The following is a 15,308-nucleotide window of genomic DNA, read 5'->3' on the forward strand; positions in this document are numbered from 1 at the left end:
TCCCCCTAGAGCAACTCGTCATCTTGTTTTTGCAGGATATACCCGTAGCGGAAGATACTGGCAATCAGGCAAATAATCAGGCCTGCAAAGAGCATGGAGGGCTCGAATAACTGGCCGACGAACGCATCCGTAAAGCTGCCGCCAAATCCTGAGAGTATTATTCCCGTGATTACGGCACCAAGAAGCCTCACGGCAACGCCGCCGATAAGGAATAAATGTCCTACTCGACGAAGTGTGTGGTTACATTCAAGGTCAAAGGGCCTGCCTTCCTTTTCAATGTTGAAGAAAAGCCTGCGCACGCTTAGCGCGATGGTAAGCGCGAGGCATGTCATCAAGAGGCTCCCTATGGCAGTGTGACCATCGTGTGCGACGAGCATAAGTGGGGTCTGCGCATCGGTACCGACGATAGCCAGGCACGGCCCTTCGCCGCCTTGAAGTTCTACGGATTGGAGACACGACCCTTGGGAGAGGCTAGGCAATACGAGTAGAAGGTCAATCGCAATGACTGCGAGAAGTCCCAGAGCGAGCGCCACGGTGGTGCAGATTGTGGCCCATTTGCAGATGCGAGTGAGCTTCCTCAGATCGGCTATTGCCTGTTCACGGTCGATGGCTTCATTCGATTTGGATACGTTCCAGCGGATCATAGCTCCTCCAACCAATGTCTTGGATGATACTTGTATCTTATATCATATTTAATGATAAACGATAAACAATTACAGATTAGAGTAAGTAATGTTTGTGAGACGAATAGCGAGAGCTATGGCTCATTTTGGGTGTCGGAGTTTGGCGCGCGGGGGATGAGGACAAATGTCAAAACTTTCCGTGATCGCACAAGTGCTTCATCGGGTTCCCCGATTCATATGGGAAAACAACTGCAAACGATTGCAAGTAACCGGTGAACGGTCGAAAACTACCGTTCACCGATAATCTCAAAACTGGTTCTAACTGGTATTAAGTCAAAAAGACCAATTCACATATCTTCACAATGACCTGCAATTTTTCTGCACGCTATTTTTAGCCGCCCTGCGTTGTTTAGGGACAGGAAAAGTTCCGATCTTTTGCCAAAGCATTTCGAAACGGTTTCAAAACCGCAGGTAGAAGTGTTAACGACCGGTAAACGGTCGAAATATCACCGTGAGCGGTGCAAAAACGTTTTACCGTATGAATCAAGGAAAGCGACCTCTTCTGGGGTGATATAGTGACAACAACACGTCACGTGGTTACTACCAGTTTAGAAACCACTGGTCTTCAAAGAACGCTTTCTAAGAAGCTTTAAGGGCGAGCGCCCGCTGGCTTCCGAAAATCATCGGACTCAGATTGTACACACCTTCGGAAGGGAAATTTGAATGGTTGGCTTTATTCTTACCGGTCATGGACAGTTCGCACCCGGCCTAGCTAGCGCTATCGCTATGGTTGCCGGCGACCAGCCCGCTTTTACCGTCGTTCCTTTTGAGGGCGACCAGGCTGCTTCCTACGGTGAGGATCTCCGCGCCGCTATTACCGCCATGCGCGAGGAGTGCGATGGCGTGCTCGTCTTTACCGACCTGCTTGGCGGCACCCCGTTCAACCAGTCGATGATGATTGCCCAGGATGTCGACAACGTCGAGGTTCTGACTGGCACCAACCTTCCCATGGTTATTGAGCTTCTGTTCCTCCGCGGCAATGCCACGCTCGCCGAGCTTGGCGAGCAGGCCGTGACCGTTGGCCAGACGGGCGTCACCGCCCAGACGGTCGCATCCGTTGCCGGCTCCGAGGAAGAGGATATCTTCGGCGACGAGGACGGCATCTAATGGCCGATTTCGGAGCCAACGTCCTGAGCTCCTCGGTCGCCCTTTTAGGCCTGCTTGTCATCATGGGCTTGATTTACACCATCTGGTCGCAAATCAACATGAAGAAGAAGCAGAAGTACTTCAAGGAGCTGCACACCGAGCTCAAGCCGGGTCAAGAGGTTCTTTTCGCCGGCGGTATCTACGGAACCGTCAAAGGCATCGAAGGCGAGAAGGTCCAGATCAAAGTCCGATCCGGAGCCGTCGTAGATGTTTCGCGTTACGCGATTCAGGAGATCAAGTAACTGTCGTCAGCAAATAACGAAAGGAAGCTGATCAACATGGCAGAACCCAACATTCTTCTTACCCGCATCGATAACCGACTGGTTCATGGTCAGGTTGCCACCCAGTGGAACTCCACCCTGGGCTCCAACCTCATCCTCGTCGCCAACGACGACGTGGCGTCCAACACCATGCGCCAGAACCTCATGAAGATGGCCGCTCCCGCCGGCGTCGCTACGCGTTTCTTCTCTCTGCAGAAGACCATCGACGTCATTGGCAAGGCGAGCCCGCGCCAGAAGATCTTCATCGTGGCCGAAACACCGGAAGACGTGCTTACGCTCGTCAAGGGCGGTGTGCCTATAAAGAAGGTAAACATCGGCAACATGCACATGTCGGAAGGAAAGCGCCAAGTCGCCACCTCCGTCGCAGTTAACGACGAGGATGTCGCTGCGTTTAAAGAGCTGCAGGAATTGGGGGTGGAGTTGGAGATCAGGCGCGTTCCGAGCACGCCTGTTGAGGACACGAGCAAGCTCTTCTCGTAATCCTCGTGATCCACGTTGTCAGGAGTGAAACCCTGACGTTCTGTACGTGAAATCCAAAGTGCGTACATACATTTTGAAAGGAGGAGCAAGATGGAATACTCGATCATCCAGATCGCTCTGGTCTTCGTCGTCACGTTCATCGCGGCAATCGACCAGTTTGACTTCCTCGAGTCTCTCTATCAGCCCATCGTCACCGGCGCCGTCATCGGTCTTATCCTTGGCGACCTCAACACCGGTCTTCTCGTGGGTGGTACCTATCAGCTCATGACGATCGGCAACATGCCGATCGGAGGCGCTCAGCCGCCTAACGCCGTCATCGGCGGCATCATGGCAGCCATTCTCGCTATCGCCACGGGCCTCGAGCCCAACGCGGCAGTCGGCCTCGCCATTCCGTTCGCTCTGCTTGGCCAGCTTGGCGTTACCCTGGTCTTCACGCTTATGTCCCCGCTTATGTCCACGGCCGATAACATGGCTCACAACGCGGACACCAAGGGCATCGAGCGCCTGAACTACTTCGCCATGGCTCTGCTCGGCCTGATCTTCGCTGTCGTCGTCACCCTGTTCTTCATCGCTGGCGCTACCATCGGTCAGACCATCGCTTCTGCCATCCCGACTTGGCTGCAGACCGGTCTGTCCGCTGCAGGCGGCATGATGCGCTTCGTCGGCTTCGCCGTCCTGCTCAAGGTTATGATGAACCGCGATATGTGGGGCTTCTTCCTCATGGGCTTTGGCCTCGCGCTCATCACCGTTGCCAACGATTCGCTGGCAACCCCTGCTCTGCTCATCCTCGCTCTCATCGGCTTCGGCATCGCTTTCTGGGACTTCCAGCAGCAGACCGAGCTGAAGGGTGCAGCTGTTTCTGACGGAGGTGACTTCGAAGATGGCATCTAATGAGTATGTGATCCCGGAGCACTACGAGGATCTCACTCCTGCTCCGCAGCTCGACCAGAAGACCCTCAACAAGATGGCTTGGCGCTCCTGCTTCCTGCAGGCATCGTTCAACTACGAGCGCATGCAGGCCGCTGGCTGGCTCTACTCCATCATCCCCGGTCTGGAGAAGATCCACACCAACAAGAACGACCTCGCGGCTTCCATGAGCCACAACCTGGAGTTCTTCAACACCCACCCGTTCCTTGTCACCTTTGTTATGGGCATCGTGCTTTCGCTCGAGCAGAACAAGGTTGACATCCCCACGATCCGCGCCGTCCGCGTCGCCGCAATGGGCCCGCTCGGTGGTATCGGTGACGCCCTGTTCTGGCTGACGCTCGTGCCTATCACGGCCGGCATCACCTCCAACATGGCCATCAACGGCAACGCCGCTGCACCGATCATCTTCCTGGTGATCTTCAACGTCGTCCAGTTCGCTCTGCGCTTCTGGCTCATGAACTGGTCCTACAAGCTTGGCACCAGCGCTATTGACGCTCTGACCGCCAACATGCAGGCCTTCACGCGTGCCGCTTCCATCATGGGCGTCTTCGTCGTCGGTTGCCTGGTCGTCACCATGGGTGGCACCCAGATCAACCTCCAGATCCCCAACGGCACCACCCGTGGCCTCTCCGCTACTACCGTGATCGTCTCCGAGAAGGAGGCCGAGAACTTCACCGGTATGGAGGGCATCGATACCGAGACCGCTGAGGCCGGTACCATCGCCATGACCGATAAGGACGGCAACGCCCTTACCGCTTCCGATGCCGACGGCAACGCTGTCGAGTGCGGCGTCACCGATTTGGGTAACGGCATGGAGTCCGTGACCTACGGCACCGTTACCGAGGATCCGGTCAACTTCTCTGTTGCCGACACCCTCAACACCATCGTCCCGAAGCTCGTCCCGCTTATGCTTACGCTGCTGCTTTACTACATGTTCGCTAAGCACAGCTGGACCCCGACCAAGGGCATTCTCCTGCTCTTCGTCCTTGGCATCCTGGGCGCTGGCCCGCTTGGTCTCTGGCCGAGCATCTGGTAAGGCTCTAGCTTGAGGGGTGTGTCCCTACGCGGCTCACACCCCGACCCCTTAAGCCATGTGTATGTTAAAAGCCGCGTGCTCGAAAGAGCGCGCGGCTTTTGTTTTCTTAATGATTCGGGTGTGGCAGACAGATAATGCATAACACCCTAGGTAGTTAGCCGAATTCGAGCAAAAGGGAGGATAGGATGGCGATCGGAGCGCGTAAGCAACCGCTGTACGATCAGCTGGTCGATATTCTGACCGAAAAGATTGACCATGAATATCGCGCCGGTGACATGATTCCTTCCGAGCGCGAACTTTCGGAGCGCTATGGTCTCTCGCGCACTACGGTACGCCTGGCTCTGCAGGAACTGGAGCGTTTAGGACTGGTGGTTCGGCAGCACGGTCGCGGTACCTTTGTGACCGACCGTTCGGCAAAAGCAACCAATCTTATGCAGTCCTACAGCTTTACCGAGCAGATGCGCGCGATGGGTCGAGAACCCGAGACCACGATTCTCGAGTTTTGCGAGATGGAGGCCGATAAGAATCTGGCCGAGCATATGGGATTGCGCATCGGTGATCGCATTTTTAAGCTCAAGCGCCTTCGTTCTGCCGACAACATGCCCATGATGGTCGAACGCAGCTATCTACCGGTTCGTCAATTTCTGTCCCTAAAGCGACCGCTGCTGGAGCGTAAGCCGCTTTACGATGTGATTGAGCAGGACTTTCAGCAAAAGATTCGCGTGGCCGAAGAGGAGTTCTATGCGAGCATAGCCCGTCCCACCGATGCCCACCTTTTGGGAATTGTCGAGGGCTCGCCTGTGCTCGATTTGGTCAGGACTACGTATAACGAGTCAAACGAGGTAGTGGAGTACACACTCTCGGTTGCTCGTGCCGATCAGTTTAAATACAAGGTTTACCACCAGCGCAGTAACTAGTGCTCGCATCGTTTCCATATGGTGATTCTTTGCATTTAACTGGTTACTACCAGATAACCAACCGAAGTGTATAATTGCACGTCAGAGGATTACTTCTAGAGAGAGGTATTAAAAATGTTCGAGAAGAGTGTCGAGGAGCTCACCGAGCTCGGCGCCCAGATCACCACGGCCGAGATTGCTCAGCAGCCCGAGCTTTGGCGTGATACGCTCAACATCTATCGCGAGAACAAGGAGGCCATCGAGGCCTTCCTGGCCGAGGCTCGCGCTATGGGTGAGGGTCGTCTGTCCGTTGTCTTCACCGGTGCCGGTACGTCCGACTACGTTGGCGATACCTGCGCCCCGTACCTGCGTCACGCTGGCAACACTGATCTCTACGACTTTAAGCCCATCGCCACGACCGACATCGTGAGCGCCCCGCGCGACTTCCTGCGCGCCGAGGATCCCACGCTCGTGGTTTCCTTTGCCCGCTCTGGCAACAGCCCCGAGAGCCTTGCCGCCGTTGCCGTTGCCAAGGAGCTCGTCCACAACGTCAAGTTCCTCAACATCACCTGCGCTCCCGAGGGCAAGCTCGCCGTCGAGTCCGCCGATGATCCCAATGCGCTGACGCTGCTCATCCCGCGCGCCAACGACAAGGGCTTCGCCATGACCGGTTCCTACACCTGCATGACCCTGCTCTCCACCCTTATTTTCGACACTGCCTCTGACGAGCAGAAGGCCGAGTGGGTCGAGACCATCGCCAAGATGGGCGAGGAGGTCATCTCCCGTGAGCCCGAGATCGCCGATTACCTGGCTGGCGACTTCAACCGCGTGACCTACTTGGGTTCTGGCTCCTTCGGTGGCCTTGCTCAGGAGAGCCAGCTCAAGATTCTCGAGCTCGCTCACGGTCTGGTCGCTACTTCCTACGACACCTCCATGGGCTATCGTCACGGACCTAAGTCCTTCGTCGACGATAAGACGCTCGTCTTCGTGTTCGTCAACAACGACGCCTACACCCGTCAGTACGACATCGACATCCTCAACGAGATCGGTGGCGACAAGATTGCTCAGCACACCGTTGCCGTTCAGCAGGATGGCGCTACCGTCTACGAGGGCGAGTCCTTCACCTTTAAGGGCTACGAGGCGCTTCCCGAGGGCTACCTTGCCCTGCCGTTCGTGATGTTTGCCCAGGCTATCAGCCTGCTCAACTCCGTGCGCGTGGGCAACACGCCCGATACGCCGAGCCCCACCGGCACGGTCAACCGCGTGGTCAAGGGTGTGACGATTCACCCCTTCACCGCTTAATCGCGTCCCCCTGTAAGGGCGCCCGTCCGCTCATAACGGCGGGCGGGCGCTTTTTGTTTTTACATGGACCGGGTATAAGCATTACCACAGTCAACTGCTTTAGAAGCAAGGAGTGCATATGAGCACGTACGCAATTAAGGCTGACAAGTTCTTCTTGCCGGCAGGCCCGCAACTGGGCGGCTATCTTATGGTCGAGGATGGCGTTTTTGGCGCCTGGCAGGCCGACGAGCCCTCTTGCGAGATTAAGGACTACACGGGATCGTGGATCGCACCGGGTATGGTCGATACTCACATCCATGGCTTCTACAACCACTCAACTACCGATAACGATCCCGAGGGCATCGATATCAGCTCAACCGAGCTCGCCCGTCGCGGTACCACCAGCTGGCTGCCCACGACGTTCACCGATGGCGTCGAACAGATCAAGGACGCCTGCGCTGCTATCGCCAAGGCGGACGAGGGCCGCGGCCCCGACTTCTGCGGTGCCCGCATTCAGGGCATCTACCTGGAGGGCCCCTTCTTTACCATGAAGCACGTGGGCGCGCAGAACCCCGCTTACCTGATTGACCCCTCCGAGGAGGTTTTCGACCAGTGGCAGGAGGCTGCGGGCGGTCGCATCGTTAAGAGCGCCATGGCCGCCGAGCGCGACGGTGCCGCTGCTTATGCGGCTGCTCTGAACGCCAAGGGCGTGGTGACCAGCATCGGTCACTCCGACGCCACCTACGATGAGTGCATCGCCGCTATCAATGCCGGTGCCAGCTGCTTTACGCATACCTATAACGGCCAGCGCGGTCTGCATCACCGTGAGCCCGGTGTCGTGGGTGCTGCCATGTCCACGCCCGAGACCTACGCCGAGATCATCTGTGACGGCAAGCACGTAAACCCTGCCGCCATCAAGGCACTGCTGCAGGCAAAGGGCTGGCAGCACACGGTGCTCATCACCGACTGCCTGGGCTGCGGCGGCATGCCCGAGGGCAGCTACACCAGTGGTGGCATGGACGTCATCATGAAGGACAACCTGTGCTGGCTCGCCGACGGCAAAAGCATTGCCGGCTCGGTGCTCACGCTTGCCCAGGGCGTCAAGAACATTGTCGATTGGGGCATCGCCAGCGCTGATATCGCCATTCGCATGGCAACCGAGGTGCCGGCTCGCTCTGCGCACATCGAGGATAAGTGCGGCAGCATCATGCCGGGTCGCGACGCCGACTTTGTCGTGTTCGACCATGAGCTCACCCTCGTCGAGACGTATGTTGGCGGCCAGAGCGTCGGCAACGCCCTTACCGATTAACGATAGAAAAAGACGGCGGGCCCGAATCTGCTCGGACCCGCCGTATGGGTTAAACGCTCAAAAGCACCTTAACAGTTACAGCTTGTTAACGATCTTCTTTGCCGTGCGCTTGACGCCGGCCACAAGACCCCCCGCGGGATGCTCCTTTTCGTATGCTAGACGCTTCTCGCGCTTGGCGTACTCTTCGACGATGATGTCGCCATACTCGTCTTCGATCTTGTCGAAGAAGTCGACGGCGCCCTTAATTTCCTCAGCGGTCGGGTGTCCCTTCTGGACGCCGCCGGTGAGTTTGAACGGCCCCCACGTATCAAAGCCGGGACAGCCGTAGACGCCCATAAAGATGGCCTGCCTCATGCGGCAGATGCCATCGATATCCTTGCCGTACCACTTGTTTTTGCCACCGTAGGTCATAAGGCCAAACACCTTGTCCTGCGGCTGCAGCACGTTCGTGAGCACGCGTGCCATGTCCTTGTCGATCTCGGAGTAATAGATGCCCGTGGCGACACCGATCAGATGGTATTCGTGCAGGTCGGGGTACTCGTTTTTACCGAGTGACTTCACGTCGAGGGTATCGATCTCGGGGTGCGCCTCGACGATGGCGTCCACGAGCTTTTTCGTATTGCCGTGGTGGTGTGAGGCATAAAGGATGATGGTTCGCATAAGAAGGCCTTTCAGCTGTAATTGCATCAATGTCTGTATGGTACCCCGTTGCATGGCTGGGAAACCGGACGCATCGATGAACGTGCGGGTTTGTCCTTTGGTCAGGGCCGAGACGGGTTCTTGCGAGCAAAAAGCAGTTGTTCGAAAGGATGGACAATGGAATACGCTCTCTCCAACGATTCGATTTCTATCAAGGTCTCCACGGCCGGTGGTTCGTTTACCTCGATTGAGGCTGGAGGTCGCGAGTACTTGTGGCAGGGCGATCCCGCCGTGTGGTCCGGCCAGGCACCGATTTGCTTCCCGATTTGCGGAGGTTTGCGCGATAACAGCGCCATGACGTTTGCCGGACATCATGTGAAGCTCGCCCGCCATGGGTTTGCGCGCAAACAGGAGTGGAAGCTGCTGAGCCAGAGCGAGAACGAGCTGGCGATGTGCCTGGCTTCGGAGGATAACGCCGCGCTGCTGAGCGATTATCCGTATCCGTTTAAGCTTGTCGCCCGCTATACGCTCGAGGACGCCGCCGTGCGCGTCTCCTATGAGGTTACCAACGAGGGCACCGAGGACATGCCTTTCTTTATCGGTGGACACCCCGGCTTTAGGTGCCCGCTCGATGAGGGCGAGGCCTATACGGACTACGAGTTGCGTTTTGAGAAAGACGAGGCTGCTGAGCTTTGCGCTGCCGTCCCCTCGACTGGCTTGATTGACGTGACCAACCGCTCCAAGAACCCCATGGTGGGAAAGACGCTGCCTCTGTCACATGAGCTCTTCGATTTTGCGGAGACCATCTTTGACGTGCTCGAGAGCCGTCAGGTCACGCTTTCCAAAAAGGGCGAGGACAAGGGTGTTCGCCTGAGCTTTGAGGGCTTCCCGTACCTCATTGTGTGGAGCAAGCCCGAGGGTGATTTTGTGGCAGTTGAGCCCTGGGGCGGTCTTTCGACCTGCTCCGATGAGGACGACGTGCTTGAGCACAAGCGCGGCTGCCTTATCGCCAAGCCCAAAGAAACCATCGTGCGCTCGTTCACAATCGAGATTCTGTAGTCGCATGTAGCCAATTCGTTTTGCAAGGCATAAGGAGCCTGCGAGATAAGGAGCTAGAAATGATCCTCACCGTTACGATGAACCCGTCCGTCGATACGCGCTATCAGCTCGATGAGCTCATTATCGACGACGTCAACCGCGTGACGCCCGAAAAGACCGCCGGCGGTAAGGGCCTCAACGTGGCCCGCGTCCTGGGCCAGCTGGGCGACGATGTCGTGGCAACCGGCTTGCTTGGTGGTCATATGGGCGCCTATATGGCCGAGCTCATGGATGCTAACGGCATTAAGAATGATTTTGTGCCCATCAAGGGCGAGACTCGCATTTGTCTCAACATCCTCCACGCCGGCAACCAGACCGAGCTGCTCGAGAGCGGCCCGACGATTGCCCCCGAGGAGCTCGATGCCTTTACCGCCAAGTTCGCCGAGCTTGCGAGCAAGGCCGATGTCGTTACCATCTCGGGTTCGCTGCCCCGCGGCGTCGAGGCGGACTACTACGCTAAGATCACGGGCATTGCAGAGAACGCCGGCGCCAAGGTGCTGCTCGATACCTCGGGCGCCTCGCTCGAGGCTGCGCTCAAGTCCGAGGTCAAGCCTGAGCTGGTTAAGCCTAACCTGACCGAAATTAACGGCCTTCTGGGCACGAGCTTTACCACCGACGATGTGGACGAGCTCCGTTCCGCGCTCGCCTCTGACGCCCGCTTCTCCGATATCCCCTGGGTCGTCGTATCCATGGGCGCTGCCGGCTCCGTTGGTTTCCATAACGGCCGTGCGTTCCGCGCCAAGACCCCCGATATCCCCGCCGTTAACGCTACGGGCTCTGGCGATTCGACCATTGCCGGCTTCGCACATGCGATTGCTGCCGGAGCCGACGACGAGACGGTGCTGCGTACCGCCAACACCTGCGGCAAGCTCAATGCCATGGATCCCATGACTGGCCACTTGGTTATGGATCGTTGGGACGAGGTTTACAACGGCGTTGTCGTGACCGAGCTGTAAGAGCTTGGGCGTCGCCCCCGGCATCGCTTGCTAGCTCATGCCGACGACAAGTGCGGTAGCATTATGCCGGGGCGCGACGGCGACGTTGTCGTGTTCAATCCCGACCTTACCCTGGTCGAGACGTATGTGGGTGGCAACAGCGTCGGCAATGCGTTTGCCGAGTAGCCGCCAAAGAAACGATCCGAGAGGGGATTTAGATGATTTACGGTGCATTGGGCGATATCGAGGAGTACCGCGGAATGCTCAAGGGCCTCGATGTGCTGATTGATTGGCTCGAGGAGAACGACCCGGCGGAGCTCGAGGTCGGCAGCCATCCGATTCTGGGCGACAAGGTCTATGCGAACGTCATGGCTCCCACGACTCGTCCCGAGGCCGAGGCTCACTACGAGACGCATCAGCGCTATCACGACCTGCAGATCGACATCGAGGGTCGCGAGGCCTTTAAGGTTGCCACGGGCAGCCTGACGCTGGTTCAGGAGTTTGACGAGAAGGACGACTACGATCTGGTCGATTCCGACGCCTCGATCGCCGGCGATCTTGCCGACGACAAGTTTGCGCTGTTCGTTGCCGGCGAGCCTCACATGCCCACGCTCGAGTTCCCGGGCGATGGCGCGCAGCCGGTCAAGAAGATCTGCTTTAAGCTGCTTGCCGACGCTTACTGGGAGGAGTAGCGCGCTGCTCGGCTGAGCTGTTCGTCTGATGGCGTGATTTCCCTAGGGAAATCACGCTAGGACCCCGCCAAACGTGCTTTCTCTAGGGGAATCACGTTTGGCGGGGTTTTCGGTTTTTGAATAGGGAAGCCTCATTTATTTGCGAAGAACATCGGCTAGCCGCAGGATTGAAATCATCGACCGATAAGTGAGTTCCACCTTTTCGCCCGCAAGCAGTCGTTTCGAGCCAATCTCATCTAGCCCCACAAGCCGAGAAAACAGCGGGCCGCTCATCGTGCCATCGTCAATTGATTCCCTTATGGTCTTCAAAACGTCCGTATCATGAAGCGATGCCGAGCTGTAGGGGGCAACACGAGCGGAACTCTCAATTAACGACGAGACAAAAGGATGGAGATGCTTTGGACATAGTCCATCAAACACCACATCCCCATTGTCGTTCGAGCCGACCAGGCGCCAAGTATAATGATCGACCCAGTCATCCCCGTCATATATGGCGTCCATGAGCAACTTCCCGTCTAGAGAGAGAAACCTATTTGGACATCGGGGCGCAAGACCGCAATCCATATCGGGCCTGCAGCAGCTCCAACCCAACGCACCACATAGGTTCCCTTTCGTACATGTGTATCAATCTGCCCCGAAATGCCGGTGAATGCAATTCCAGACCCGTTTGTCGGATAGCAATCGACGTATTTTTGTTTTCCGCTCACAACCTTGTATAGATATATCGTTCCAGCAAAAGAGAAGGGATCGTGACTATTTTAGATCTATATGGCCAATTCGAGCCCTCACCATGGCAATTGTTGCAGCTGGGTTTCTTTTCATTAAAATTTCACTTTGGTAAATCCCCGCCCCTAAGCATTAAACCCGAAGTCCACCGAGTGGGCCGCTGTTGACGTGGCGATGCTTGGATTGGCGCGCACGCACTCAAAATCGGTAACAAAAAAGCCGCCCGAAGGCGGCTATCTTGTGCAATGGAGCCAGCGACCGGGCTCGAACCGGTGACCCCCGCTTTACGAGAGCGGTGCTCTACCAACTGAGCTACGCTGGCGGCCATGTGATGACGCAACAGGAGCGTCAACGGCTGTCTATGATACGGGACATCGCACATCCGCGCAAGTGTTTTGACGGCTTTTCTCACTTAAAATGCACTAATATTGGAGACGTGATGTCTTGCTCTTACGGATCTCAAGCAGAATGGGGCGGCGATGGCTCAACCCAAGATTCTTCTCACGCGCATCGATGACCGGTTTATTTACGGACAAGACGTTGAGCTATGGAACGAAGCCGTGGGTTCCAACCTTGTCTTAATCGTCAACGATGAGATTGCGGCTGATTCGCGCAAGTGGGCCCCTATGAGGGTGGCGACGCTCGATGGCGTGTGGACACGGTTTTTCTCGGTGCAAAAGGCCATCGACATCATTCAGACCGCAACGCCGCGTCAATGGATTTTGATCATGGTGGCCTCACCCGCCGATGCGCTCGCGCTGGTTAAGGGCGGTGTGCCCATTACCAAGATCAGTATCGGTCACATGCAAGCAGGGGAGGGCAAGCGTCCCGCGACGCCTACAGTTGCCGTAGACGACACAGACGTCGCCGCCTTCAAAGAGCTGCAAGAACTCGGCATAGAGCTAGAAATCCGCTACCTCCCCAGCTCCAATCCCGACCCCATTCAACTAGTCGTTGGGGACACCCTTGGCACTTGGGGACGTTCCTTTTAATATGAGCAGGACATTGTCAAGAGGCAAAATCGGGCCTGGCCCCAACGATATGGGGTCAGGCCCTCTCCCTATATCAACCCGTCCGCGGCGACCTCGGCGTGTCTTCCCGACGCTCGTCTTTGCAGTTTAATATCCGCCCGCGGCGATCTCTCGCTGGGCAATCCGTTGCTACGGCTGAGGCTTCTACGTCGAACCGACAGTCTGTGCACGCGTGTGGCGCCATGGGCGCCCGTCAGAGACGATATGAGCAGGGGCTCTCAATGTTTTATGTCCTGCTCATATCGTCTCTGCCGGGCGGCGAAAGAGCGCGCCCAACGACCAGCCGTTTAAGAGCGCCCCCGATACATAGTTGCCGGAACCTGGTCGTCTGTTGATAAAAAAGAAACCGCTAACGGACAAAATGGCGCCTTTTGCGGATTAGTCGCTGTGCCGGAAAATAAATTGTCAGAACCAGGCGATAATTAAATTGCCGCGGCTGTCGTTACATATGACACGTGACAGGAGGACATGATGAAAAAAATGCCCAAGTTGTTGTTAGCAATGGTTGTCCTATTTTTCGCCACCGGATTTATTTTATTGCCCTCCGCAAATGCTTCTGAGTATTTGACGCCCGCCGACGCATGCTTCGATTTGAATGATGGGCCGAAACAAGAACGTACTATCGAGCTGCCAGATGGCTCTACAGGTGTTTTTGGGATAGAGAAAGAGCAAGCTGATGTTGCCCCGATTTGGGACGGCTACTACAACGCTACTGATGGGAATTGGAAGGTTTACTTCTATACTGGAGTGCTCGATGCTGAGTACTGGATATCAATCAAGAACTACAACATTACATCGTGGTGGGGCCATAAGGCATCTTCCGTTGGTGCTGCCTTATCGAATTTCAGTAAGAGTTTTTCTTCCAAACGAACAAAGTGGAGCTTTCTTTTTACCGGTGTAGGCGGTATGGCGTCTGCGACTTATACTCTTGGAGCTGAAATAAATGGCTCACGACTGCATACATATCTAGCGTGATTCAATATGGGCGTGTTGGGTAAGATCAACATTGGCGGAGAGGTTTCCCTCCTGGCTATAGTTCTGGTTGAGGTCGGAATCACCGCTGCGGTGATCTATCTCGTTTACAAGTTGATAAAGGCTCTCAAAAAGGTTATTGAACGAACCAAACAAGAGTAGGCGGTCAGCCCACTCGATTTCGAACCCATTTCAGCAGGTGCCATCCTCTCTGTCTGCTTCTCTGTGGGCGGAGAGGATTTTTCTATGACTGAGACCGCATCAGCGCCAAATCCACGCCTATCCTCGACCCGTCACCTGGGGACGTTCCTTTCCAGCCGGTGCTTGGGGAGACTCCTTGCCACCCGGTCGTCGTAGATGTTCTTAAACGACTAGCGATCGGGGACAGCCCTTGCCGATTGGCCGGTTTGCCGTCCGGGTTGGCAAGGGCTGTCCTTTTAATATGAGCAGGACATTGTCAAGAGGCAAAATCGGGCCTGGCCCCAACGATATGGGGTCAGGCCCTCTCCCTATATCAACCCGTCCGCGGCGACCTCGGCGTGTCTTCCCGACGCTCGTCTTTGCAGTTTAATATCCGCCCGCGGCGATCTCTCGCTGGGCAATCCGTTGCTACGGCTGAGGCTTCTACGTCGAACCGACAGTCTGTGCACGCGTGTGGCGCCCTGGGCGCTCGCAGAAAAGGGACCTGAGGTTCGCCTCAACGGCTTCGGATCGAACCGCTTCCGGGGTGATCGGCTTATGTGCGGGGGACCGGCCCCCTACGCCTCCTCGGCCATGAGGCCGACCGCCCACACCCAGCAGGCGAGCTCGCGCGCCGTGGCCACGTTCGCCTTGTTGTTGTGGACCCCGCGCGCGAGCAGCGCCTCCCGCCTCTCGACCAGCCTCCGCACGCCCTTGGCGGCATGCCTGCGGGCGACCCGGTCCGGGGCCTGGCCCTTGGCGAGGTCCTTCGGCCGCCCCGAGCACGTCAGGTAGTGCCACGCGGCCTCGACCAGCGCCTTCCTCAGGTGTTTGTTGCCTGCCTTGGTGATCGCGCCCCTGCGGTCGCTCTCCCCGCTGGAGTGCTCGGAGGGCGTCAGGCCGACCCATGCGGCGAACGACCGGGCGTTCGACTGGATAGAAAAACGCCCGTCGGCGGTGGTGCCGGCGGGCGTTGCTGTACGGTATGTCACGTTG

Annotated in this window: 17 protein-coding genes and 1 tRNA gene; 13 read left to right on the forward strand and 5 right to left on the reverse strand. The window is 56.8% G+C overall.

Annotation, left to right across the window (positions count from 1 at the left end):
* Positions 1–5: 5 nt before the first annotated feature.
* On the reverse strand, positions 6–644 hold the full coding sequence (locus tag ACKUTP_RS03445; RefSeq protein ID WP_409063553.1) for a hypothetical protein: 639 nt from the start codon (positions 642–644) through the stop codon (positions 6–8).
* Positions 645–1,346: 702 nt separating this feature from the next.
* Here ACKUTP_RS03445 and ACKUTP_RS03450 point away from each other — a divergent pair.
* The 8 genes from ACKUTP_RS03450 (at position 1,347) to nagA (ending at position 8,039) form a co-directional block, all read left to right on the forward strand.
* Positions 1,347–1,790, forward strand: a complete 444-nt coding sequence (locus tag ACKUTP_RS03450; RefSeq protein WP_035137680.1) for a PTS sugar transporter subunit IIA — start codon at positions 1,347–1,349, stop codon at positions 1,788–1,790.
* On the forward strand, positions 1,790–2,071 hold the full coding sequence (gene yajC, locus ACKUTP_RS03455) for a preprotein translocase subunit YajC (RefSeq protein ID WP_022094612.1): 282 nt from the start codon (positions 1,790–1,792) through the stop codon (positions 2,069–2,071). The genes ACKUTP_RS03450 and yajC overlap by 1 nt, the downstream gene beginning before the upstream one ends.
* A gap of 36 nt (positions 2,072–2,107) precedes the next feature.
* Positions 2,108–2,590, forward strand: a complete 483-nt coding sequence (agaV, locus tag ACKUTP_RS03460) for a PTS N-acetylgalactosamine transporter subunit IIB (RefSeq protein ID WP_022094611.1) — start codon at positions 2,108–2,110, stop codon at positions 2,588–2,590.
* A 90-nt stretch (positions 2,591–2,680) separates the two neighbouring features.
* A complete protein-coding gene (locus tag ACKUTP_RS03465; protein ID WP_022094610.1) occupies positions 2,681–3,481 on the forward strand; it encodes a PTS sugar transporter subunit IIC in 801 nt (266 codons plus the stop codon).
* A complete protein-coding gene (locus ACKUTP_RS03470) occupies positions 3,471–4,553 on the forward strand; it encodes a PTS system mannose/fructose/sorbose family transporter subunit IID (protein ID WP_055251210.1) in 1,083 nt (360 codons plus the stop codon). Before ACKUTP_RS03465 ends, ACKUTP_RS03470 begins: the two co-directional genes overlap by 11 nt.
* 185 nt (positions 4,554–4,738) lie before the next feature.
* Positions 4,739–5,470 (forward strand): GntR family transcriptional regulator, encoded by a 732-nt coding sequence (locus ACKUTP_RS03475; RefSeq protein ID WP_022094608.1) that lies wholly within the window; start codon positions 4,739–4,741, stop codon positions 5,468–5,470.
* Between the two features lie 114 nt (positions 5,471–5,584).
* Positions 5,585–6,751 (forward strand): SIS domain-containing protein, encoded by a 1,167-nt coding sequence (locus tag ACKUTP_RS03480; RefSeq protein WP_138374503.1) that lies wholly within the window; start codon positions 5,585–5,587, stop codon positions 6,749–6,751.
* A 118-nt stretch (positions 6,752–6,869) separates the two neighbouring features.
* Entirely contained in the window at positions 6,870–8,039 is a 1,170-nt protein-coding gene (gene nagA, locus ACKUTP_RS03485) for an N-acetylglucosamine-6-phosphate deacetylase (RefSeq protein ID WP_409063554.1), read from the forward strand.
* 75 nt (positions 8,040–8,114) lie between these two features.
* On the opposite strand, the gene ACKUTP_RS03490 is transcribed toward nagA, so the two are convergent.
* A complete protein-coding gene (locus ACKUTP_RS03490; RefSeq protein WP_225093927.1) occupies positions 8,115–8,699 on the reverse strand; it encodes a flavodoxin domain-containing protein in 585 nt (194 codons plus the stop codon).
* Positions 8,700–8,855: 156 nt separating this feature from the next.
* Between ACKUTP_RS03490 and ACKUTP_RS03495 the strand changes: the two genes are divergently transcribed.
* The 3 genes from ACKUTP_RS03495 to ACKUTP_RS03505 all read left to right on the forward strand — a co-directional run bounded on the left by ACKUTP_RS03495 (position 8,856) and on the right by ACKUTP_RS03505 (position 11,403).
* Positions 8,856–9,737, forward strand: coding sequence for an aldose 1-epimerase family protein (locus ACKUTP_RS03495; protein ID WP_117847913.1), 882 nt, complete (start codon positions 8,856–8,858; stop codon positions 9,735–9,737).
* 59 nt (positions 9,738–9,796) lie between these two features.
* Positions 9,797–10,732, forward strand: coding sequence for a hexose kinase (locus ACKUTP_RS03500; protein WP_055251199.1), 936 nt, complete (start codon positions 9,797–9,799; stop codon positions 10,730–10,732).
* A gap of 197 nt (positions 10,733–10,929) precedes the next feature.
* On the forward strand, positions 10,930–11,403 hold the full coding sequence (locus ACKUTP_RS03505) for a YhcH/YjgK/YiaL family protein (protein WP_117756832.1): 474 nt from the start codon (positions 10,930–10,932) through the stop codon (positions 11,401–11,403).
* A gap of 135 nt (positions 11,404–11,538) precedes the next feature.
* On the opposite strand, the gene ACKUTP_RS03510 is transcribed toward ACKUTP_RS03505, so the two are convergent.
* Together ACKUTP_RS03510 and ACKUTP_RS03515 are read right to left on the reverse strand one after the other, a co-directional pair.
* Positions 11,539–11,904: a hypothetical protein gene (locus tag ACKUTP_RS03510; RefSeq protein ID WP_117564756.1), complete on the reverse strand. Its 366-nt coding sequence runs from the start codon at positions 11,902–11,904 to the stop codon at positions 11,539–11,541.
* A gap of 471 nt (positions 11,905–12,375) precedes the next feature.
* Positions 12,376–12,451: transfer RNA gene (locus ACKUTP_RS03515), tRNA-Thr, on the reverse strand.
* A 157-nt stretch (positions 12,452–12,608) separates the two neighbouring features.
* Between ACKUTP_RS03515 and ACKUTP_RS03520 the strand changes: the two genes are divergently transcribed.
* Positions 12,609–13,121 carry a PTS system mannose/fructose/N-acetylgalactosamine-transporter subunit IIB gene (locus ACKUTP_RS03520; protein ID WP_409063555.1) on the forward strand — a complete coding sequence of 171 codons (513 nt, stop codon included), beginning with the start codon at positions 12,609–12,611 and terminating at the stop codon, positions 13,119–13,121.
* Positions 13,122–13,631: 510 nt separating this feature from the next.
* A complete protein-coding gene (locus ACKUTP_RS03525; protein ID WP_368131294.1) occupies positions 13,632–14,135 on the forward strand; it encodes a DUF5626 family protein in 504 nt (167 codons plus the stop codon).
* 755 nt (positions 14,136–14,890) lie between these two features.
* Here ACKUTP_RS03525 and ACKUTP_RS03530 read toward each other — a convergent pair.
* Positions 14,891–15,304 (reverse strand): transposase, encoded by a 414-nt coding sequence (locus ACKUTP_RS03530; protein ID WP_409063556.1) that lies wholly within the window; start codon positions 15,302–15,304, stop codon positions 14,891–14,893.
* Between the last annotated feature and the right edge of the window lie 4 nt (positions 15,305–15,308).

The sequence above is a fragment of the Collinsella sp. wc0529 genome (assembly GCF_046116875.1).
In the GTDB taxonomy this organism is placed as follows: Bacteria; Actinomycetota; Coriobacteriia; order Coriobacteriales; family Coriobacteriaceae; genus Collinsella.

What these genes read in the sequence shown, in the direction of transcription:
- ACKUTP_RS03470 (WP_055251210.1), top strand. Translation starts at nt 3,471, where the DNA reads ATGGCATCTAATGAGTATGTGATCCCGGAGCACTACGAGGATCTCACT.
- ACKUTP_RS03510 (WP_117564756.1), bottom strand. Translation starts at nt 11,904, where the DNA reads ATGGACGCCATATATGACGGGGATGACTGGGTCGATCATTATACTTGG.
- ACKUTP_RS03525 (WP_368131294.1), top strand. Translation starts at nt 13,632, where the DNA reads ATGAAAAAAATGCCCAAGTTGTTGTTAGCAATGGTTGTCCTATTTTTC.
- ACKUTP_RS03465 (WP_022094610.1), top strand. Translation starts at nt 2,681, where the DNA reads ATGGAATACTCGATCATCCAGATCGCTCTGGTCTTCGTCGTCACGTTC.
- ACKUTP_RS03505 (WP_117756832.1), top strand. Translation starts at nt 10,930, where the DNA reads ATGATTTACGGTGCATTGGGCGATATCGAGGAGTACCGCGGAATGCTC.
- ACKUTP_RS03500 (WP_055251199.1), top strand. Translation starts at nt 9,797, where the DNA reads ATGATCCTCACCGTTACGATGAACCCGTCCGTCGATACGCGCTATCAG.
- ACKUTP_RS03490 (WP_225093927.1), bottom strand. Translation starts at nt 8,699, where the DNA reads ATGCGAACCATCATCCTTTATGCCTCACACCACCACGGCAATACGAAA.
- yajC (WP_022094612.1), top strand. Translation starts at nt 1,790, where the DNA reads ATGGCCGATTTCGGAGCCAACGTCCTGAGCTCCTCGGTCGCCCTTTTA.
- ACKUTP_RS03450 (WP_035137680.1), top strand. Translation starts at nt 1,347, where the DNA reads ATGGTTGGCTTTATTCTTACCGGTCATGGACAGTTCGCACCCGGCCTA.
- ACKUTP_RS03520 (WP_409063555.1), top strand. Translation starts at nt 12,609, where the DNA reads ATGGCTCAACCCAAGATTCTTCTCACGCGCATCGATGACCGGTTTATT.
- ACKUTP_RS03445 (WP_409063553.1), bottom strand. Translation starts at nt 644, where the DNA reads ATGATCCGCTGGAACGTATCCAAATCGAATGAAGCCATCGACCGTGAA.
- ACKUTP_RS03495 (WP_117847913.1), top strand. Translation starts at nt 8,856, where the DNA reads ATGGAATACGCTCTCTCCAACGATTCGATTTCTATCAAGGTCTCCACG.
- nagA (WP_409063554.1), top strand. Translation starts at nt 6,870, where the DNA reads ATGAGCACGTACGCAATTAAGGCTGACAAGTTCTTCTTGCCGGCAGGC.
- agaV (WP_022094611.1), top strand. Translation starts at nt 2,108, where the DNA reads ATGGCAGAACCCAACATTCTTCTTACCCGCATCGATAACCGACTGGTT.
- ACKUTP_RS03475 (WP_022094608.1), top strand. Translation starts at nt 4,739, where the DNA reads ATGGCGATCGGAGCGCGTAAGCAACCGCTGTACGATCAGCTGGTCGAT.
- ACKUTP_RS03480 (WP_138374503.1), top strand. Translation starts at nt 5,585, where the DNA reads ATGTTCGAGAAGAGTGTCGAGGAGCTCACCGAGCTCGGCGCCCAGATC.